This is a genomic window from Hymenobacter amundsenii (genome assembly GCF_002204745.1).
Classification (GTDB): Bacteria; Bacteroidota; Bacteroidia; order Cytophagales; family Hymenobacteraceae; genus Hymenobacter; species Hymenobacter amundsenii.
Genome location: NZ_NIRR01000004.1, coordinates 37,919 through 59,229, shown reverse-complemented (window position 1 = coordinate 59,229; position 21,311 = coordinate 37,919). Strand labels below are relative to the sequence as shown.

The 21,311-nt window shown below is 62.6% G+C and carries 15 protein-coding genes; 9 read left to right on the top strand and 6 right to left on the bottom strand.

Annotation, left to right across the window (positions count from 1 at the left end; all coding sequences use genetic code 11):
- Nucleotides 1–27: 27 nt before the first annotated feature.
- Together CDA63_RS04325 and CDA63_RS04320 are read right to left on the bottom strand one after the other, a co-directional pair.
- On the bottom strand, nt 28–828 hold the full coding sequence (locus CDA63_RS04325) for an anti-sigma factor (RefSeq protein ID WP_088463228.1): 801 nt from the start codon (nt 826–828) through the stop codon (nt 28–30).
- Between the two features lie 84 nt (nt 829–912).
- Nucleotides 913–1,419: a hypothetical protein gene (locus CDA63_RS04320; protein ID WP_088463227.1), complete on the bottom strand. Its 507-nt coding sequence runs from the start codon at nt 1,417–1,419 to the stop codon at nt 913–915.
- A gap of 112 nt (nt 1,420–1,531) precedes the next feature.
- Here CDA63_RS04320 and CDA63_RS04315 point away from each other — a divergent pair, with 112 nt between their 5' ends.
- The 3 genes from CDA63_RS04315 to rpiB all read left to right on the top strand — a co-directional run bounded on the left by CDA63_RS04315 (nt 1,532) and on the right by rpiB (nt 4,439).
- Nucleotides 1,532–2,824, top strand: a complete 1,293-nt coding sequence (locus tag CDA63_RS04315; protein WP_088463226.1) for a serine hydroxymethyltransferase — start codon at nt 1,532–1,534, stop codon at nt 2,822–2,824.
- A 158-nt stretch (nt 2,825–2,982) separates the two neighbouring features.
- Nucleotides 2,983–3,843 (top strand): twin-arginine translocase subunit TatC, encoded by an 861-nt coding sequence (gene tatC / locus CDA63_RS04310; RefSeq protein WP_317044034.1) that lies wholly within the window; start codon nt 2,983–2,985, stop codon nt 3,841–3,843.
- 167 nt (nt 3,844–4,010) lie between these two features.
- Nucleotides 4,011–4,439: a ribose 5-phosphate isomerase B gene (gene rpiB / locus CDA63_RS04305; RefSeq protein ID WP_088463224.1), complete on the top strand. Its 429-nt coding sequence runs from the start codon at nt 4,011–4,013 to the stop codon at nt 4,437–4,439.
- A gap of 197 nt (nt 4,440–4,636) precedes the next feature.
- Here rpiB and CDA63_RS04300 read toward each other — a convergent pair whose 3' ends face one another.
- The 3 genes from CDA63_RS04300 to crtD form a co-directional block, all read right to left on the bottom strand.
- The gene (locus CDA63_RS04300; RefSeq protein ID WP_088463223.1) at nt 4,637–5,248 is read right to left on the bottom strand and encodes a TetR/AcrR family transcriptional regulator; all 612 of its coding nucleotides are present in this window, start codon (nt 5,246–5,248) and stop codon (nt 4,637–4,639) included.
- 55 nt (nt 5,249–5,303) lie between these two features.
- Nucleotides 5,304–5,996, bottom strand: coding sequence for a carotenoid biosynthesis protein (locus tag CDA63_RS04295; protein ID WP_088463222.1), 693 nt, complete (start codon nt 5,994–5,996; stop codon nt 5,304–5,306).
- 104 nt (nt 5,997–6,100) lie between these two features.
- Nucleotides 6,101–7,600 (bottom strand): 1-hydroxycarotenoid 3,4-desaturase CrtD, encoded by a 1,500-nt coding sequence (gene crtD / locus CDA63_RS04290; protein ID WP_088463221.1) that lies wholly within the window; start codon nt 7,598–7,600, stop codon nt 6,101–6,103.
- Between the two features lie 499 nt (nt 7,601–8,099).
- Between crtD and CDA63_RS04280 the strand changes: the two genes are divergently transcribed.
- From CDA63_RS04280 to CDA63_RS04255, 6 genes are all read left to right on the top strand, one after another.
- Entirely contained in the window at nt 8,100–9,971 is a 1,872-nt protein-coding gene (locus CDA63_RS04280; protein WP_165768189.1) for a cellulase family glycosylhydrolase, read from the top strand.
- Nucleotides 9,972–10,000: 29 nt separating this feature from the next.
- Complete coding sequence (locus tag CDA63_RS04275; protein WP_088463218.1) at nt 10,001–12,010, top strand: 7TM diverse intracellular signaling domain-containing protein; 2,010 nt, start codon at nt 10,001–10,003, stop codon at nt 12,008–12,010.
- Nucleotides 12,011–12,732: 722 nt separating this feature from the next.
- Nucleotides 12,733–15,882 carry a SusC/RagA family TonB-linked outer membrane protein gene (locus CDA63_RS04270; RefSeq protein ID WP_088463217.1) on the top strand — a complete coding sequence of 1,050 codons (3,150 nt, stop codon included), beginning with the start codon at nt 12,733–12,735 and terminating at the stop codon, nt 15,880–15,882.
- Between the two features lie 125 nt (nt 15,883–16,007).
- Nucleotides 16,008–17,495 carry a RagB/SusD family nutrient uptake outer membrane protein gene (locus CDA63_RS04265; RefSeq protein WP_088463216.1) on the top strand — a complete coding sequence of 496 codons (1,488 nt, stop codon included), beginning with the start codon at nt 16,008–16,010 and terminating at the stop codon, nt 17,493–17,495.
- A 41-nt stretch (nt 17,496–17,536) separates the two neighbouring features.
- Nucleotides 17,537–18,796 carry a PKD domain-containing protein gene (locus CDA63_RS04260; protein ID WP_088463215.1) on the top strand — a complete coding sequence of 420 codons (1,260 nt, stop codon included), beginning with the start codon at nt 17,537–17,539 and terminating at the stop codon, nt 18,794–18,796.
- A 97-nt stretch (nt 18,797–18,893) separates the two neighbouring features.
- Nucleotides 18,894–19,775, top strand: coding sequence for a glycoside hydrolase family 16 protein (locus CDA63_RS04255; protein WP_088463214.1), 882 nt, complete (start codon nt 18,894–18,896; stop codon nt 19,773–19,775).
- A gap of 231 nt (nt 19,776–20,006) precedes the next feature.
- Here the strand turns inward: CDA63_RS04255 and CDA63_RS04250 are convergent, their stop codons facing one another.
- A complete protein-coding gene (locus tag CDA63_RS04250) occupies nt 20,007–21,197 on the bottom strand; it encodes a class I SAM-dependent rRNA methyltransferase (protein WP_088463213.1) in 1,191 nt (396 codons plus the stop codon).
- Nucleotides 21,198–21,311 lie beyond the last annotated feature (114 nt).

Below are 21,311 nucleotides of genomic sequence, written 5' to 3'. Positions count from 1 at the left end.
ATGAAGCGGAGAAGGCCGCGGCTTGTGCTACTCCTTTATCAGTCCCGAGCGCAATACCTGGCGGGCGGCGTCCTGGTAGGGGTTGCGGGCGTCGTTGGCTACGGCCCGCAGGGTGTTACGGGCGGCCGTGATTTGCTGGTTGCGCCAGTAAGCCATGCCCAGGTGGTAGCGCGCCTGGCCGGCCAAACGCGAGTCGGCCTGCATGGCTACGCGCCGCAGGAAGGGCTGGGCCGCCTGAATCGCCTCGGGTTCGTTTTGGCTGAGCAGGAAAATGCCGTTGTAGTACGTAAGCGTGTCCTGCCCAATGGTATTCGACGATATCCGGCGTAGGGTATAGAGGGCCGGATCGTAGTGGCCCTCGTGGTACTGGCGCATGGCTTCGGCCAGCAACGGGCGCTGGCTTTCCCGCATCACGGCGCTCGACAAGCCGGCCTCGGGCACGTAGTAACGGATCCAGTTGTCGGCGGCGTTGGGGATAGTGGGGCGCCAAACCAGCCATAGGGCCAGCAGGGCTACGGCGGCCGCCACCACGCCCACGGCCCAGCGGCGCTGGGTGCGCCGCTGCCGCCGCCGCACCCGCGTCAGGGCCACTTCGCGCTGGTCTAGGCGCTGGTCGAGCGCCAGTAGGCGCTGGTAGAGGGTTTCGTGGCCCGCCACCCAGCGTAGGTCGGCCGTTAGCTGCTCGTAAAGCTGATAGGCCTGGTAGAGGTCGGCATCGGTTTCGAGGCGGGCTTCGAACGCCTCCTGCTCGGCCGCGCTCAGCTGCCCATCGGCAAAGCATTCCAGCTCTTCCAGGTAAGGGCGCAGATCGGGGGCGGGCAGAGACATGAAACGAGCGAAAAGAAGGAGGCAGAAATAGGAGCAGCACCGGAGGCCGGCAGGGCGAAGCTACGCAGAACCCCGTGAGCCAACTCAGGCAACGGCTTCGGCCGGGCGCTGCAATTCGTAGAGCTTGCGCAGGCAGGTCGATTTCTGCATTCGGGCCACGTTGGAATTGGCGAAACCCATTTTGCCGGCCATCTTCTCGAAATTGTAGCCTCGGAAGTAAAAATACATCAGCATTTTCTGGCAGTCGAGGCCCAGCGTGCGGAACAGGGCCAGCAGGCGCTGGCGGCGGCCCGACTCGCTGACCGGCAGCCCGTCGGTGGACGTGGCCCGGACCCGCTCGTCGGCCAGCCCGTACACGTAGGCCCGCACGTCGGGCGGCAGCTTGGTGAGGCGGCCATCGGCCACTTGGTCGTAGAACTCCACCACCACCGTGCGCAGCAGCTCGTGGGCGGCTCCGGGCTCCAACTGGTGCTGGCGGCGGGCCCAGCGCGCAAACAGGGCGCGGTTCTGCTCGTAGAAGCGCACTAAGTACGATTGGTTGCCTACCCGAAGGCTGGTCAGGACTTCGGCAAGCTGCTGGGGGGTGCTCATAAGGGGCAAGATAAGAGGAAGCAACGAATGGATGGCCTGATGAACGAGCGAACTAGCCTGTTACTCATCTGTCGAGTCATGCATTCACCGCCGATGCGCTACCTTTGAAACTATGGAAACTCAAGCCCGCGTCCTCGCCCCCGATACCGCCGTTTTCGACCTCATCAAGCAGGAGAAAGCCCGCCAAACCCACGGCATCGAACTCATTGCCTCCGAGAATTACGTATCGGAGCAGGTCATGCGGGCCCAGGGCTCCATCCTGACTAACAAGTACGCCGAGGGTCTGCCCGGCAAGCGCTACTACGGCGGCTGCGAAATCGTGGACCAGATCGAGCAACTGGCCATCGACCGGGCCAAGGAGCTGTTCGGGGTGGCGTGGGTAAACGTGCAGCCGCACTCCGGCGCCCAGGCCAACGCGGCCGTGATGCTGGCCATCCTCAACCCCGGCGACAAAATCCTGGGCTTCGACCTCAGCCATGGCGGCCACCTCACCCACGGCTCGCCCGTCAACTTCTCGGGCAAGCTCTATAAGCCTTCCTTTTATGGCGTAGAGAAGGAAACCGGCCTCATCGACTTCCAGAAAGTAAAGGAAACGGCCCGCCGCGAGCAGCCCAAGCTCATCATCTGCGGGGCCTCGGCCTACTCGCGCGACTGGGACTACCAAGCCCTGCGCGAAGCCGCCGACGAAGTAGGCGCCCTGCTGCTGGCCGACATCTCGCACCCCTCGGGCCTGATTGCCAAGGGCTTGCTCAACAACCCGTTCCAGCACTGCCATATCGTAACCACCACCACCCACAAAACCCTGCGCGGCCCCCGGGGCGGCCTGATTATGATGGGCAAGGACTTCGAGAACCCCTTCGGCCTGAAGACGCCCAAGGGCGAAACCCGCATGATGTCGGCCCTGCTCGATTCGGGCGTGTTCCCTGGCACCCAGGGCGGACCTTTGGAGCACGTTATCGGGGCCAAGGCCGTAGCCTTCGGCGAAGCCCTCACCGACACCTACGCCGATTACACCCGCCAAGTCGTCAGCAACGCCCAGGCCCTGGCCGGCGCTTTCGTGGAGCGGGGCTACGAGCTGATTTCGGGCGGCACCGACAACCACCTGATGCTGATTGATTTGCGCAGCAAGGGCCTGACCGGCAAGCTGGCCGAAAACACGCTCGTGAAGGCCGATATCACCATCAACAAGAACATGGTACCCTTCGATGATAAGTCGCCCTTTGTGACCTCGGGCATGCGCATCGGCTCGGCCGCCGTAACCACCCGGGGCCTCAAGGAGCCCGATATGGTCCGCATCGTCGACTTCATCGACCAGGTGCTGACCCACAACGCCGATGACGCCCGCATTGCGAAGGTGCGCGGCGAAATCAACGAGTGGATGCAGCAGTATCCGCTTTTCGCTTAAATCAATGCGCGAATGACTGACGCGGTGCATGCGTGCGTTTACGAAGCTGATCGGCCTACATCCTGACACCTCGTATTTCCGTTTGTTCTCCTTCAACCCCACGACTCCCCCGATTCACCGAGTCACTCATTCCCTCATTCACTCCTTCATTCCTTTCCGTGTCTTCAACTCAACCCTTGCTGGGCGAACAGCAGGAAATGTCGTTTATCGACCACCTGGAGGCGCTGCGCTGGCACGTTATCCGGGCGGCCATTGCCGTCGTGGTATTTGCCACCGGCGCCTTCTTCGCCAAGGATTTCCTGTTCCACGACCTAATGCTGGGGCCCTCGCGGTCCGACTTCTGGACTTACCGCATGTCGTGCCAGCTGGCCGCTTGGCTGGGGGCCCCGGGGTTGTGCATCGATAAAATCGGGTTCGTGATTCAGAACCGCGAAATGAGCGGGCAGCTAACCATGCACATCAGCACGAGCTTTATCGTGGGCATTGTGCTGGGCTTCCCGTACCTGTTCTGGGAGTTGTGGCGTTTTATCGAGCCGGGCCTGTACCCGCACGAGCGGCAGAACTCGCGCGGGGCGGTGTTTTTCGTGTCGGTGCTCTTTATTCTGGGTTTGCTGTTCGGCTACTACATTGCCGCCCCCATGAGCATCCAGTTCCTGGCCGGTTACGTGGTTGATGCCAGCATCGAGAACCAGATCGACATGCAGAGCTACCTGAGCACGCTCACGACCATGAGCCTCTCCTGCGCCTTCGTGTTCGAGCTGCCCATGATTGTGTTCTTCCTGGCCAAAGCGGGCCTGATTACGCCCGAAATCATGCGCGTGTACCGCAAGCACGCCATCGTAGTCGTGCTCATCGTGGCGGCCATCATCACGCCTCCCGAGGTCACGTCGCAAATCATTGTCACCATCCCCATCATTCTGCTCTACGAGCTGAGCATCAACATTGCCCGGGTGGTTGCCCGCAACCGCACCGCCTCCCTCAACGCCCAGCTGGCCGAAAACCAAGGCGTAGCGGAGTAGGGAATTGGCTGGAAAAAGAGCGTCATTCTTCATCTGGTGTCCGCAGCGCGAAGAATCTCGCGTGCCAAAATAATTTCTACCATCAGGATACCATTGCAACGTCAGCACGCGAGATTCTTCGCGCTGCTCAGAATGACGTTCTGATTGAACCCATTCATCCTTACCCTATGAAACTGGCAATTGGCTCCGACCACGCGGGCTTCGAGTACAAGCAGATGTTGCTGGAATGGCTGCGCGACAACGGCTATGAGGTGCAGGATTTCGGCACCCACTCAGCCGACTCGGTCGACTACCCCGACTACGTGCACCCGCTGGCCACGGCCGTGGAAAAAGGCGAGTTTGCGCTGGGCCTGCTGCTCTGCGGCTCAGCTAACGGGGTGTGCATCACGGCCAACAAGCACCAAGGCATCCGGGCCGCTATTGCCTGGGAGCCGGAACTGGCCACGCTGGCCCGCCAGCATAACAATGCCAACGTGGTCTGCATCCCGGCCCGCTTCGTGAGCCAGGAAACCGCCCGCGCCATTACCAGCCAGTTCCTCAACACCGCCTTCGAAGGCGGCCGCCACCAGACCCGGGTAGCCAAAATCAGCTGCTAGTGGTGCCTGAGTAACTCGGTGAATGAGTGTGTTCGGTCATTGCAAGCGAAGCAAACAGTCCTTTACGGAGTCAAAAGCCCCGACAAACAAAAAGCCCCCGACGCCAGCAGACGTCGGGGGCTTTTTGAATAGGTCGTGTTTCGCACTTTGGAGAGGACGGATTGTTTCGTTGTGCCACCTCGTAACCTCATTCACTACTAAAACCTTTCGAAGTGGGAGCTGACCGCCTGCAATCCGGCGGGAGTACACAGGCCGCGCACGTAGGGGGAGAAGATGTTGCAGTAAGTATCGGCTAGGCTGATCTGATCGGGGGGAAACAGCTCCTCGTTGACTACCAGCGTGAACTGCGCCAGAATGATGTGGGCGATGAAGCGCGGGTCAAGGTCGGCGCGGAACTGGCCCTGCTGGATACCCTCTTGTAGCAGGCGCATCAGCAGGGGCTGGTTGTAGTCATACAGGTACACCTGAATAAGCTGCCAGGAATCGGGGTACTGGTCGCGCATCACGTGGTAGTCGTGGTGGGGCGAACGGCGTAGCTCCTGGAGGCTGTGGCGCAATATGCCCACCAGGCACTCGGCGGGCGTATCGAGGTTGCGCAGCAGCTGTTCGTGCTCCTGGCGCTGGCGGCGCAGGTTGCGCTCGGTAACGGTATGCAGCAGCTCGGCCTTGGAGCCAAACTGCTCCCGAAAGGCGGCCATCGAGCAGTCGAGGGCGGCGGCGAGCTGCTCCTCATGAATCAGGCCCACGCCGACCTGGCGGAACAGGGCGTGGGCACGGTCGAGGAGTTGGTGGAGTACGAGTTCTTCCATAAAAAACAGGACTGCTGAGGTTAGATACCAAACGCCTGCCTAACACTTCTGGCTTTCAAAGTAGCATGCCCAGCCCGAAGAAAAACAGCAACTGCACCAGGTATACCAACGGTACCAGCGGATTGCGGCGGCTGAATTCGACCCGGTTGAAATACACCTGCAGAATCAGACTGACCGCGAACCAGCCCTTGAAGTTGAGCAACGGAATCACATCGTACTGCCAGTGCCAGAAGTCGTAATGCACGGCCACCGGCTCGATACAAATATCAAGCCCAACCATGAGCACCGCCGCCACTAGGGCCCGTACGAAGCCCGGCAGCGGCAGGTAGGAGGCCAGCACCCCCGCCGAATACGTTACAATCAGCCAGTTGACGCCAATCAGCAGCGGCACCTCTAAAAACTTGATGCCCAGGGCGTCGCCATAGGCATATTGTCCGAACAGCAAGTTGGTCCGGATGCCCACTACCTCCACGCAGAACCCGGCCACCATCACGACCACGCAGAAGCTCCAAAAGGCCGCCGTGCGCTCGCGCTGAAAGGCGATGAGCAGGCCCAACGTGAGCAGCATGGTCAGGGGCATGAAGCGCAGGAAAAACCCAGGGTCCTGGGAAAAACCCAGTCCGACGAAGCCCGTGACGTGAAAGAGCAGTAGCACGCCCTGGGCCCAGCGCAGGCGCCGGTGGGCAGCAGCGGCGGCGGACAGATCGGCCGTAGCGGCGGCGGGAAGTTGTTGCGTAGGATCGGGCATGAGGGGGAACCGGAAACGAAGTAGTAGCCATTGGCAAATGATGTCGGAGCGGGCCTGAGCACGGGCAAACGGCAATCATTCAGTCAACTTTCAATGCTTCGCTCTTAATCTTTAAGTAGGTCAGAGACGATTTGGGCCGAGAGCAGGCAGAGCGGAATACCGCCGCCGGGATGCACCGAACCCCCGCAAAAGTACAGCCCTTTCAGCCGACCCGAGAAATTGGGGTGGCGCAGGAAGGCGGCCAGGGTGTTGTTGCTGGAGCTGCCGTACAACGCGCCCCCAAACGAGGAGGTTCGGGCCGCGATGCCCGGCGGGTCCCAGACGTGCTCGGCCCGGATCAGGGGGGCCAGGTCGGTGCCCAAGGCTTGGCTGAGGCGGCGCAGCACCGCGGCGCGGGTTTGGACCACCAGCGCCGGCCAGTCCTGGCCCTGGTCGTGGGGCACATTGATCATCACAAACCAGTTTTCGTGGCCCGCGGGCGCGTCGGTGGGCGTGTGGCCGCTCGTGATGTTGACGTACACCGTGGGGTCGGCGCTGATGGTTTGTTCCCGGAAAATGGCTTCGAACTCCCGCTTGTAATCCTCGGAGAAGAAGATGTTGTGCACGCCCAGCTCGGGAAAGCGCCGCCCAATGCCCCAGTAAAAAATAAGGGCCGAAGAGGAACGGGGCTGGGCCAGGGTGCGCTCGGGGGCGGGCTGGGCGGCTAGCAGGTGGCGGTAGGTAGGCACCACATCCATGTTACTCACCACCTGGTCGAACTGGTAGGAGCCCTGGTCGGTGCGCAGGCCGGTTACGCGGCTTCCGGCGCTGACCAGGATTTCGCGCACCGGCTCGCAGTACCGGAATTCCACACCCAACTCCTGGGCCAGCCGCACGAGGCTTTGGGCAATGGCATAAATGCCGCCCTCGGGGTAGAACGCCCCGATGCCGTGCTCCAGGTGCGGAATCATGCTCAGGGTGGCCGGGGCCTGGTAGGGGTCGGAGCCGTTGTAGGTGGCAAACCGGTCGAAGAGCTGGACCAGGCGCGGGTCAGAAAAGGCGGCCTGGTGGCGCTGGTGCATGGTGCTGGTGAGGCCGAGCTGGGGCAACGCGGCCAGGGCCTTGAGCACCTCGGGGCTGAGGTAGGTGCCGGCCTTGTGCAGCGACTTTTGCAGGAACGTACCCGCCGTGGCCTCGTAGGCCCGGCCGCTACGGGCCAGAAAAGCGAGTACGTCGGCGGCGGGGGTGCCCAGCTTCGCTTCGATTTCGCGGGCGAACTTTTCCTCATCGGCCCAGGCCGTGAGGCGGGTGCCGTCGGCGAAGAAGTACTCGGTAATCGGGTCGAGGCGCTGGTAGCGGAAGTAGTCGCGCGGGTCGCGGCCAGCCAGCCGGAACAGGTCGTCGACGAGGTGGGGCAGAGTGAAAAGCGAGGGGCCGCCATCGAAGCGGTAGCCGCCGGGCAGCTCCAGCTGGTGCATTTTACCCCCGAAGCTTTCCTGGGCCTCGAACACCACCACGCGGTGCCCGGCCACGGCCAGGCGCACGGCCGTGGCAATGCCCCCAATGCCGGCCCCGATAATGGCGGTAGCAGCGGCGGGTGACGAGGAAGCAGCAGAATCGGGCACGCGGCGAAGGAATGGGAGTGGGCAGACGGCTACCAGCCGGACAGGGCCCGCCAGCCGCTACGAAGAACGGACAGTGGCGTGGCTTTACACAACTCGCGGCCCGGAAATGTTTGCGCGGGCGGTCTGGCGGAGCGGCATTAAGGGAAACCGGAAAATTAATCGGGAGTGCGGCCGTCTTTTTTCAGTTGTTGCTTAGCTGCCCCTGGCTCCTGGCACTGGGCCAACTTCCACCGGCAGGGCCTTTTTTCGCGTGTGCCGTAAGCGTATAACCACGCAGGTGGCAGTTCGGGGAAATGCCTTTTGGCGCCATAATCAAGGTTTTGCAGGTTGATTTTGGCTGCCGGAAGCTGATATATTTGGTAATCAACCCGGTAGTATCCGGGCGGCCAGCGGCCGGTATTGCGGCGGCCCTCCGCTATAAGATCAGGCGGGGAGAAGCCCACCGCGGGCATAGAGCCGCTCTATCGCCTTTCGCTTATTTCAAGCTACTCAGATGACTATGACCCGGTATTTTCGGCCATTGCTACCCCGTTGTAAGGTGCTTGTTTGCGCGGGCCTGCTGCTGGCTGGCCTGCTAACGGCCACCTGCCCCGCCCAAGCCCAAAAGCTGAGCCCGCTGCACGCCGAAGGCCCACGCATGCTGGATGCCACCGGCCGCGAAGTGGTGCTGCGCGGTTACAACGTGGGCGGCTGGCTGCTCCAGGAAAGCTATATGCTGGGCACCGATACGCTCAACAGCCAGTGGCGCATCAAGCAGGGCATGTTGCGCACCATGCCCGAGGCCGACATGGAAGCGTTTTACCGCCGGTACCGTCAGCAATTCGTCACGAAGGCCGATATCGACCTGCTCGCCCGCCAGGGGTTCAACTGCGTGCGCCTGCCCCTGCACTACGATTTGTTCCTGACGCCCGCGCAGCGCCACGCCCGCACCGAGGTCATCCGCGACCCGCAGAACGATGCCACGCTGGCCGCCTACGTGCAGCAGCTCAGCCAATGGTACGACGCCGGCGAGCTATTCGCTCGGCCCCAGCAGCTCGACGGCATCCGCTATATTGATGACGTGGTGAAGTGGTGCGCGGCCAACCGCCTGTACGTGGTGCTCGACCTGCACGCGGCGCCCGGCGGCCAGGGCACCGACGCCAACATCAACGACAACTTCCGGCCCCTCGACCTGTGGAAACGCCGCGACGAAAAAGGCCGCCTCATTTACCAGGACATAACGGTGCGCCTCTGGGAGCAGTTGGCCGCCCGTTACCGGCACGAGCCCACCATTGCGCTCTACGACTTCATCAACGAGCCCCACAACCTCAACCCCGACCACGGCCTCTCGGCCGACAACCAGGAGCTGAATGTGTTTTACTCCCGCCTGATTGACGCCGTACGGGCCCGGCAGGACCAGCACCTGCTGCTGCTTGAGGGCAACGGCTACGGCAACGAGTACTCCAACCTCACCCCCGATAAGCTCACGGCCCGCGACAAAACCAACCTCGTGTACAACGGCCACCGCTACTGGTGCTCCAACGACCCCACCCTCACCGACCCCAATCCCAACCAGATCAACCTGATAGCTAACCTGGTGGCTTTCCGGCAGCGGTGGCAGGTGCCGGTATGGGTGGGCGAAACGGGCGAAAACTCCAACGAGTGGTTTGCCGCCGCCGTGCAGGACCTGAATGCGGCCAACATCGGCTGGTGCCATTGGAACATCAAGCGGGTTGATTCGGGGGCCGGGCTGCTGCGGGTGGCTCCCTATGGCAGCCTGCTCCGGCCCGAAGGCCGGTCGGCGCTGCTGCGCAACGTGCGGTTTGCGCCCGGCCAACTCAACCGCGACGTGGCCGCCGCCCTCACCCAGGCCGCCGACTACCGCGCCCCCTTCCGGCCTCTCACCATTCCCGGCACCCTAAATGCCCCCGACTACGACCTTGGCCGCGACGGCGTGGCCTACCACGACACCCACTCGGCCCGCACCGACTACCGCGACAACCGGCCCACCAACCACGGCGGGGCCTACCGCAACGACGGCGTGGACATTGGGGCGACGCCCGACCTGCCCGGCGGCTTCGCCGTGCAGGAGCTGGAAACCGGCGAATGGCTCAGCTATACTGTTACCGTGACCACGCCCGGCGCCTACCTCACCGAGCTGCGCCTGCGCCCCGGCCCCAACCCCGGCCGCCTCATGCTCCGCCTCGATGAACAGGGCCTGGGCACCGCGACCGTAGCGCCCGCCCCTGGCTGGACGACCGTGACCCTGACGACGCCTTCGCTGCCCGCTGGCCGGCACGTGCTCCGCGTTTGGGTCGAGCAGCCCGTGCAGGCGCTGGGGTGGATGCGGTTTTCGCCCGCGGCCCCGGCTGCCGAGGTGGGGAGGCACTAGGAACCGGGCGGCTTTTTGTACCTTGGAAAATGACGTTCGCACGTTTCTTCCTTTCTCTGCGGCGGGTTGGCGGGTTGCCGCCACTGCTGATACTATTCGGCAACCTGCTCTTTTTACTGCTGCTTCCGGCCCTGGTTAAGGGCCAAGCCGCCGATACGCTTCGCGTAGCTCCGGGGCTGGCGGAAGTTTTTCTGGCCCCCGGCTCCTACGACGTATTGGAGGACCCGACGGGCCAACTCACGCTGGGGCAGGTCAGGCAGCCCCGTTGGGCCAGGCAGTTTCGGCGGGCCAGCAGCCTGCCTACCACCACCATGGAGCACCCCGGCGCGGCCTACTGGCTGCGCCTGCGGGTACGGGCCGATGGGGCGCTGGCCCAGCACTGGTACCTGGAAATGTTCGATTCTCACCTTAATGAGGTAGCATTTTTCCCGGCCAATGGAGCTGCCCCTACGATTACTGGGGCTGGCCGGCCGCTAAGCACCCGCAAGTTTCCCTACAAAAACTTCCTGTTCCAGCTGGCCTTGCGCGACCAGCAGACCCAGACTTACTTCCTGAGGCTGGTTTCGAGTTCCAAAACCACTTTTCTGGGCCGCCTTCGTGCCGAGCAGCCGCTGGCCGTGCATTTCCAGACCGAGTACGGCCTGCTGGGCGCATTCTATGGCGTGTTGCTGATTATGGTGGTGTACAACCTGTGCCTCTACCTGTTTATCGGCGAGCAGACTTACCTACGCTACGTACTGTACGTGCTCAGCTGCAGCCTCTTGTTTTTGTCGGAGGATGGGTTGGGCTTCCAGTATCTGTGGCCCCATCATCCGGCCATCAATGAAGTTATTATTGCCGGAGCGCCCATTCTGCTGCTGTTTACCTTCAGCTTCTACGCCCGGCAATTCCTCGACACAGCCCAGCACCTACCCCGCCTCGACAGGTGGCTACAGGCGGTGACGCTGGGGAGCGTAGCCGTGCTGGTGCTGAACGCCGTCTGGATCCGTTCGGGTTGGGCCGTATTGCTCTATTTAGTGCCCTACAGCCTTATTTACTACGCCGCGTTCCGGGTGTGGCGGCGGGGCTACCGGCCGGCCCGGTTTTTCCTGCTGGCCCATGCCCTGGTCGCTCTCAGTGTGCTATTCCTGATTCTGCGTCGCCTCGGCATCGACACGTTTACCAGTACTGGCACGGTGTACAGTATGAACGTGGCCTTCGTGGTGGAAGTGGTCGTGCTCTCGTACGCGCTGGGCGAAAAAATCAAGGTCATCAAGGATGCTACCATTCGAACCCAGGGCAAGCTGGTAAAGCAGTTGCGCAAGAAGCACGCGGTGCAGCAGCAGCTGGTCGAGCAGCTCCACCAGAACCAGGACCTTCAGAACCAGCTCAACACCGAGCTCGAAAGCCTGGTAGCCCAGCGCACTACGGAGCTGAGCCAGCAGGGCGAAACCATTGCCGCTCAGAATCGGGAGCTCCTCCAGGCCAACGGGCTGCTGGCGTTGCAGTCGGCCGCCATCGAGCAGCTCAACCAGAATCTGCGGCGCGATTTGCAGGAAGTAAAGACGGCCCGGGTACTGTCGAAGGAGGTTGATTTTGGCGAGTTCAGCCAGATTTACCCCGATAAAGATGCTTGCCTGACGTACCTGGCCAACCTGAAGTGGGCTAATGGCTACCAGTGCCGCAAATGCGGCCACGAGAAGTACTGCGACGGCCGGGAGCCCCACTCGCGCCGCTGCACCAAGTGCCGCTACGTGGAGTCGGCCACGGCTTATACGCTGCTCCAAAAGTGTAAGTTCTCCATCATCAAAGCCTTCTACGCCGCCTTTCTTATCTACACCCACCAGGGCAACTACTCTTCCCAGGAACTGTCGCGGGTGCTCGACCTGCGCCAGGGCACCTGCTGGAGCTTCAGTCAGAAGGTACTGGAAGCCATGCGCCGCCGCCGCCAGGCCCCCGACTTCGATGAGAACGAAGGGTGGACCCATACCCTGCTCGACGATGCCACAACGGCCGAAGTGGAGGAGCCGGCGGCCGAGTCGGCCAACACCTCGGCATAGCAACTGTTGTTCCCTCAAATAGTGGGCGGAAAATAGCTGGCCTTGCGTGCTGAACATCATCCCCCAAAAACTGCCCACCCCCGGCCGGCTCCCTGGTTTAGCGTCCGCAAACCTGAACCGCCGGCCGGGGCCAGGCGGTTTTGGCAATACCCGACAAGCAAAACACCTGACCACAAGCAAGCTACTTGCTACTAGCAAATCCGGTGCACCAGAATCTATACCAATAGTGGGTAAGTGCCTACTCATCGGGCAATTCCCTGAAAAAAAATTATACTCCAACGATATTTTCTAGGTTGTTTTTTATGTGGCCCGCTGTTTAGCCCAACCAACCCAACTGCGTTATCCTGGGCCCGGCAGCGCCATTTTTAGCGTGTGCACTAAGCGTATAAGCACTTCGGCGCTACCGATACAAAACCCCTATTAAGCGCTGGGAAGCCCTTTTTATCGTTGCTTTTCCTGAACAAGTCGGGGTATATTTGATTGTTCTGGCTGAGGCCTCAACTCCTGGCTAAGCCCGTACCGAACACCCAGCAGCCACCTAATGGGCAGTTGTACTCCTTGCCGCCGGAAACCTTCGGGCTCCAGCAGCCTTGCCTCCCCGCTCCTTATTTGCTCTGCTGCTGCCCCGAGCCTGCGTTACCGCCTCGCCAGCATTCCGCCTTTGTACTTCCCTGATAACGGTCCCACCTGTTTTCCCCAGCCCTTTTAACTCCCACGTATCAATGAACCAACACCTCTACTCTCAGGCATTGCGGCGGACTTTGTGGTTGGCGGCCCTGGGCCTGCCGGCTGCCCCGGCGTTAGCTGCGGCTCCCGCCCCCGCTGCGGCCCCGGCCACCATGCACGCCACCTTGCTTGCCGACGTACCTGTATCGGGCCGGGTAGTGCAGGAAAACGGCCAGCCGTTGCCCGGCGTTACAGTTATCGTGAAGGGCACCACTATCGGTGCCTCGACTGACGCTAACGGTAACTTCTCGCTCACCGCCCCCGAAAACTCGACCCTTATTTTCAGCTATGTGGGCTTCACCCGTCGCGAGGTGCCACTTTCCGGCGCTACCGCCGGCCTGAGCATCACGCTGCAGGAAGACGCCCGCGCCCTGAGCGAAGTGGTGGTAGTAGGCTACGGCACCCAGGAGCGCGGCAGCGTAACGGGCGCCGTATCGTCGGTTTCGTCGCGCGAAATTGCCACCCAGCCCGTAGCCGATGTTACCCAGGCCCTGCAGGGCCGGGCCGCCGGCGTTACGGTTACCTCGAACGGCGGCGCCCCGGGCGGCGCGGCCGGCACCTCGGTACGCATCCGCGGCCTGACCTCGGCCGGAAACAACAGCCCCCTATATGTGGTCGATGGCTTCCCACTGCCTGACGGGGGCGAAAACCAGCTGAACGCCATCAGCCCCAACGACATTGAGACGATTGACATTCTGAAGGATGCCTCGGCCACCGCTATTTACGGGGTACGAGCCGCCAACGGTGTGGTCATCATCACGACCAAGCGAGGCAAGGCAGGCGTTTCCACCATCAACCTCGATGTGTACCGGGGCGTGCAGTCGGTGTGGCGCAAGCTGGAGCTGCTCAATGCCGAGGAGTATGCCGTCATCAACAACGAAAGCCGCGTGGCCGCCGGTCAGCCCATCGTGGTCGACCGGTTGCGCAACCCCCAGGCCCTGGGCGAGGGCACCGACTGGCAGGACGCCATTTTCCGGCGGGCCGCTATCCAGAACTACGCACTGTCGGCCACGGGCGGCAGCGAGAAGGCTCGCTTCGCGGTGTCGGGCACCTACTTCCAGCAGGACGGCACCATCGTGGGCTCGAATTTCGAGCGATTCACGCTCCGGGCCAACGGCGACGTGCAGGTGAATCGCATCCTCAAGTTCGGCAACAGCATCTCGCTGACCCACCTGAGCGACCGGCAGATTACAACCAACAACGGCGAGTACGGCACGGTGCAGCAGGCACTGCGGGTGCCGGCTATCATTCCGCTCTACCGCCCCGACGGCTACTTCTACGAGCCTCGTGGTGCCCAGGACAACTTCATTGAGGAGAACCCGGTAGTGGCGGCCACGCTTAACAATCAGCGCTTTACCCGCAACCGGGCCCTGACCACGCTGTTTGCCGAGCTGGAGCCCGTGAAAGGCCTGCGCCTGCGCACCAACGTGGGCTTCGACTTCATCTTCGACAACTTCAACGCCTTCCGGCCCACGGTGCCCGAACTGCGCGTGAACAACCCCGACGGCAGCCAGGACACCTACAGCACCCGCTACAACCTGGCCGGCGGCACGGCCACCTCCTCGTACGCGCCGAGCTACCTGATTGAGAACACCGCCACCTACGACCGCCTGTTTGCCGACAAGCACCAGGTGACGTTCTTGCTGGGCCAGTCGGCGCAGTGGTTCAACTTCAGCAACGTGGAGGCCTACCGCACGGGCTACCTGCGCAACGACCTGCAGGTTATCAACAGCGGCCCTATCAACACCCAGCTGGCCAACGCCGGCCGCATCGACCCCACGGCCAAGCTGGCCAGCTACTTCGGGCGGGTGAACTACGAGTTTGGTGGTAAGTACCTGTTCTCGGCCACGGCCCGCCTCGACGGCTCGGGCCGCTTTGAGCCCGGCAACCAGTTTGGCTTCTTCCCCGGCGTATCGGCCGGCTGGCGGGTTTCGGAGGAAGATTTCCTCAAGGGCAACAACGTCATCAGCAACCTGAAGGTGCGCGCCGGCTACGGCAAGGTGGGCAACCCCAACAACGCCGGCCGCTTCGCCTACCTGTTCAGCATCAACCCGGACATTCAGTACCCCTTCGGCCCCAACGGCACCATCCAGAACGGGGGTGCTCCCACCCGCCTGTCAAACAATGAGTTGCGCTGGGAAACGAACAACCAGACCAACCTGGGCTTCGACTTTGGCTTCCTCGATAACCGTTTCGAGGCCACCGTCGACCTCTACAACCGCAACTCGCCCAACCTGATTGCGCCGGTGCCGGTGTCGTTGGTGTCGGGCACCTATGAGCGAGTGAACCGCAACGCGGCCTCGGCCTACAACCGCGGCATCGACGTTTCCTTCACCTCCCACAACTTGCAGGGCAGCAGCCGGGCCGTCGACTGGACGACCAACTTGGTGTTCTCGGCCTACAAAACCCGCCTCGAGTCGTTGGGCGTGGGGCAGCCTTATAACGGGCTGGGCTCGCTGGCCGGCGTTATCGTCCGCTACGATAAAGGCCAGGCCTTTGGCTCGTACTACGGCTATGTGGCCGACGGCCTGTTCCAGACGCCCGAAGACGTGCAGAAGCACGCCACCCAGAACGGGGCCGCCCCCGGCGACATCCGGTTCAAGGACCTCAACGGCGACGGCCTCATTACGGCCCTCGACCGCACGTTCATCGGCAACCCGAACCCCGATTTCACCTACGGCATCAACAACACCGTTACCTGGAAGGGCTTCGATCTGAACGTGTTCCTGCAGGGCTCGCAGGGCAACCAGATCTACAACCAGAACCGCTACATTCTGGAAAGCGCACTCTACGGCAACAGCAGCGGCAGTACCCGGGTGCTGGGCCGCTGGACCGGCCCCGGCACGAGCAACACCGTGCCCCGCGCCATTGCCGGCGACCCCAACACCAACCTGCGGGTGAGCAGCTACTACATGGAGGACGGCTCGTACCTGCGCCTCAAAACCCTCACGCTGGGCTACAAGCTGCCCGCCGCCGTGCTCGGCCGCATTTCGGCCAAGCAGATCCGGCTGTACGTGACGGGCCAGAACCTGGTGACGCTGACCAAGTACACGGGCTTCGACCCCGAGGTAGGGGCGAGCGGCGTCGATCTGGGCGTGTATCCGCAACCCCGGGTGCTGCTGGCCGGCGTCAATATCGGCTTCTAGGCCAGGAACTTTCTACTTGGGCCTACGCCTTTTCAAGTGCCGGACCACCAGCGTCAGCACGCTGCCCTTAGGGCACGAATTAAGCGGAGGTAGTACTCATTCCATTCTTTTAATCAGCCTTTTTGATGAAATCCATCACGAAATATACCAGCCTCACGCTGCTCACCCTGGGCCTGCTCACGGGTTGCGGCAAAGACTTCCTGGCCGAGTCGCCGACCGACCAAGTAACCGACGCCAACTTCTACAAAACCACCACCGACGCTATCCAGGCCGTTAATGCCGCTTACAGCGAGCTGGGCAAGGGTGGGCAGTACAACTACGCCCTGTGGGGTCTCGGCGACATCGGGGCCGACATTTCCACGACCGGCGGCGGCGGCGGCGGCGACGGCATTGAGCAGCAGCAGCTCGACAACTACAACATTCCCAGCACCAACCCCATCGTCGCCCGCCTCTGGGGCGGCAGCTTTATCGGCGTCGGCCGGGCCAACATTGTGCTCCAGAAGGTGCCCACGATGACCATCGACCCGGCCATTCAGAAGCGCAGCCTCGGCGAAGCCCACTTCCTGCGGGCCAAGTACTACTTCGACCTCGTGCGGGCCTACGGCGATGTGCCACTGCTCACGAAACCGCCCGTTTCGCTGGCCGAAGTGAACGTAGCCCGCTCGCCTGCGGCCGACGTGTACGCCCTGATTGTAAAGGACCTCACCGAGGCCATCGACCTGCTGCCCGCCTCGTATAGCGGCGAAGACATCGGCCGGGCTACCAAGTGGGCCGCTACCGGCCTGCTGGCCAAGGTGTACCTGACGCAGGGCAACCTGGCCGGGGCCGCCACCCAGGCCAAGGCCGTTATTGCCGGCAGCGGCAAAAGCCTGTGGGCCGACTATGGCGACAACTTCAAGGTGGCCACCGAAAACGGCAAGGAGTCGTTGTTTGAGGTGCAGTACATCGCGGGCCGCAACCAGTACACCTTCGATGGCCTGGGCTTCGTGGGCAACGAGTTCTTTGGCCCCCGCGGCCAGGGCATCGTGCCCCAGGGCGGCTACGGCTTCAACGTGCCTGAGCCCGGCTTCGTGAATGGCTACGAGGCCGGCGACAAGCGCCGCCAGGTAACCATCTGGGAGCCCGGCGACAAATACCCTGATGGCCGCGTGCAGCCGGCTTCGCTGCCCGGCTCGCCCAACGGTTACAACTGCAAAAAGTGGTTTGTGGGCAAGGTGAACACCAACATCTGGGATTCGGAGCTCAATATTCCGGTGTTGCGCCTGGCCGAGATGTACCTGATTCAGGCTGAAGGCGAAGGCCCCACGGCTTCCGGGCTGGAGGCGCTCAACAAGGTGCGCCGCCGGGCTTTCGGCCTACCCATCGACGCGGCCAGCACCCGCGATATTGCCGCCGGCATCAGTGCCGCCGACTTCAAAAAGGCCGTGTGGCGGGAGCGGAAGTACGAGCTGGCCTTCGAAAACGACCGTTGGTTTGATATGAAGCGGACCGGCGAGCTGCTCACCTCCGATTATACCAAGGCTAAGGGCATCAAGTCCTTCAACGTCGTGCTACCCATCCCGCAGGATGAGCTTGACGTGAACACAGGCCTGAAGCAGAACCCCGGCTACTAGTCCGAATTGGCCTTTTACTTCCCACTTCCCCCCGAATTCCCATGAAAACGATAACACGCATTGCTTTGCTCGGCCTACTGGCGGGCCCGCTGCTGCTGGGCTCCTGCCAGAAGGAGGGCGACGACAACAAGCTCGAAGGCCCCGCGCCGCAGTCGAGTTTTACCTTCAACGTGAACACCACCGAGTTTCCGACCGTGGTAACCTTCACGGCTACCAGCCAGAACGGCTTCCTCTACGAGTGGGTGTTTGGCGACTCGAAAACGGGTACCGGCACGCCCATTCAGCACACCTACCCCAAGCCTGGGGCCTATCAGGTCGAGCTGATTACGGCCGGCCGCGGCGGCACGGGCATCTCAGCCAAGCAGACGGTTAACATCCCCGATGCCTGCACCAACGCCAGCTTCAGCAAGCTGGTGGATTGCGCCGGCAGCGGCACCCGCGTGTGGGCCTTCGCCGGTACGCCCGGCGCCATTGTGCGCGAGGCGGCAAACGGAACGGTTATCTCCACTTCGGGCGCGCTCAATGCCTGCCAGCTCGACGACCAATTCTCGTTCAGCAACAGCTTCACGCTCAACTACGAAAGCGCGGGCCAGACCTTCCGCAACAACACCTGCGGAACGTCGCTCAACCGGGGCGGCGACTTCGTGTTCCGGCCCAACCCCAGCGGCAACCCCCAGATTGTGCTCAAGGGCAAGGGTGGCTTCATCGGCCTGCCCGATTCGGTGGTCAACAAGACCTACGACATCCTGGAAGCAACCGACACCAAGCTGCGCCTGCGCGGCACCAACCCCGACGGTACCCGCACCATCGTGACGCTGGCTCCCTACGACGCCACGGCGCCCTACAAGCTGCTGCTCACCGGCGGCTCGGCCCGCACCTGGATGCTAGATAACGCCGCCGACGCCCCCATTACGGTGGGCACCGAGGCCAACCCGCTCGCCTATTTTGCGGGCGTGAAAGCCGGCGAGTTGCCCGCCTGCCAGTCCGACGATGAGTACACCTTCACAACGGGCAACATTATGAAGTACGACGCCAAAGGCCAGACCTTCTCGGCAGCGGCGGGCTACACCTGCGCGGCTCCGCAGACGGGCGATTCGCCCTTCATCTTCGGTCCTTCGGGCAGCGGCGGGTTGGCTCAATTCAAGCTCACCAGAGCTAATGCCTTCATCGGAGCCACCGATGCCTCGCCCGATGGGCTGTACCGCATCATGGAAATCACGGACAAGAAAATGCTCCTGCGCGGTGGCAGCGGCCTCAACGGGGGAACGGTCTTCACCATTAAAATGGTTGTAAAGCCTTAGCCACTATGCACTCACCTCCGGCGGGCTCGGTTGGGCCGGCCGAAGGTGAGTGGGTAGCGGTATTCGCGCAACCGTTCGTTTACGTTCTTTTCTGATAATGAAAAAACACTTTCCCCCTATCCGCCGCTATTCACTGGGCGCTGGCCTGGCCCTCTCGCTGGGGCTGCTGGCCTGCACCGAGTCCGAAACCAAGTTCACTCCTACTCCTACCACCCCCACCACGCCAACGACCACGCCGGCCGTGAACGAAGACCCCCGCGACTACGGCCAGTACAATAGCCTAGTGTGGAGCGACGAGTTTACGACTGGCCCGCTCGACCTGACCAAGTGGAGCTACGAACTGGGTGGCGGTGGCTGGGGCAACAACGAGCTGCAGGCCTACACCAACTCGGCCGACAACACGTTTATCAGCGGCGGCAACCTCACCATTCAGGCCCGCCGCGAGCAGTCGGGCAACAACGGCTACACCTCGGCCCGCCTGATTACGAAGGGCAAACAGAGCTTCCGCTACGGCCGCCTCGACATCCGGGCCAAGGTGCCCAAGGGCAAGGGTGTGTGGCCCGCCATCTGGATGCTGGGTTCCGACATCGACCAGAACAACTGGCCTCGGTGCGGCGAAATCGACATCATGGAACTGCGCGGCAGCACCCCCGACCAGCTGCTGAGCACCATGCATTTTGGCAACAGCACGGCCGACCATCGGTTTAAAGGCACGACCAAAATCCAGCCTGCCCCCCTCTCCGACGATTTCCACGTGTATTCGGTGGTGCGCAGCAAGGACCTGCTGCGCTTCTACGTCGATGAGCAGCTGTACTACACTTTCACCGGCTCCGATGCTAGCCCGTTCCCGTTCAACAATCCGTTTTTCATGATTCTGAACGTGGCCGTGGGTGGCGACTTCGACGGCGACCCTACGCCGTCCACGGTGTTCCCCCAGCAAATGCAGGTGGACTACGTGCGCCACTATCAGTACAAATAAGCAGCCCGGCCGCCGGCCGGACCATTATCCGCTCCTGAGTGAGAGCGGGATGGGGTCCGGGCACGAAAGAGGCCGGCACCGGGGGCTGCAACCGCCCAGTGCCGGCCCGTCCAGGCCCCTTATTCAACCTCCGGCGGGCTGTACCCCGCGGAGTTATACCAGAGCCGGTTTGCCCGTTAGGGGGGCAGGCCGGCTTTTGGTTTTATGGGGCAGCCGCGCCGCCCGCGGGCCTTACTCTACGGCCAGCACCAACCCTTTCAGGTATGCCCCCTCCGGGTGGAAGAGGCTCACGGGATGGTCGGCGGGCTGGGTGAGGCGGTGCAGGATGCGGGCGGGGCGGCCAGCCTCGATGGCGGCGGCCAGCACCGCGCCCTCAAACAGCTCGGCCGACACCACCTGCGAGCAGCTGAAGGTGAACAGCAGGCCCCCGGGCGCAATCTGACGGATACCGGCCGCGTTGAGGCGCTTGTAGCCCATCAGGGCATTGTGGCGGGCCGAGAGGTGCTTGGCGAAGGCCGGCGGGTCGAGCACGATGAGGTCGTACTGCTCCTGGCTGTTTTTCATAAAGCTGAACACGTCCTCGGCGTAGGCTTCGTGCTTGCTTTCGAGGCCCGTGAGGGCGGCGTTGCGCTCGGTCAGCTCAATGGCGCGCTTCGAACTATCGACGGAATGCACCAGCTCGGCCCCGGCCTGCAAGGCGTAGGAGCTGAAGCCGCCGGTGTAGCAGAACGTGTTGAGCACCCGGCGGCCGGGGGCGTAACGGGCCAGCAGGCTGCGGTTGTCGCGCTGGTCGATGAAAAAGCCGGTTTTCTGGCCCGTTTCCCAATCAACGGCGAAGGGGTGGCCGTTTTCGTGTACCACGTGCTCCTGCCCGCTGCTTTCGCCGAACAAGTAACCGTTCTGGGCTCCCGGGGCAGCCTTGGCGGGCACAGTTTCAGCACTCTTGTCATAGATGGCCCGTAGACCCGGAATAACGGCCTGCAACGCCGTCGCAATCAGCGGGCGGGCCTGGTACATGCCCGCGCTGTGGGCCTGCACCACGGCCGTATCGCCGTACACATCAATGATGAGGCCGGGCACGCCGTCGCCCTCGGCGTGGGTGAGGCGGTATACGTCGGTGTTGCCGGTGCCGGTTAGGCCCAGGCCCTGGCGCAGCTGGTAGGCGTCGCGGAGGCGGTTTTCCCAGAACGTGGCGTCGGGCAGTTGGGCATCGGGGCCGAAATCGAGCATGCGCACGGCAATAGAGCCGGGGGCGTAGTGGCCCACGCCCAGCGTTTCGCCGTTGGCGGCCCGCACTGTTACGGCCGCGCCCTCGGTTACCTGGCCCTCCAGCCGCCCAATGGCCCCCGAAAACACCCACGGATGGCGGCGGCGTAGCGATTGGTCTTTTCCGGGCTTGAGCGTAACGGTGGCGGCAGACATGGCGGCAGTTTTAGCAGAATGAGCCGCAAAGATACGCCGGGCCCCGTTGCCAAACCCGGCGGAAGTGCCCCCACTCAGGCTTCGGTTCATCACTAGCCCTCATTTCACCGCCAA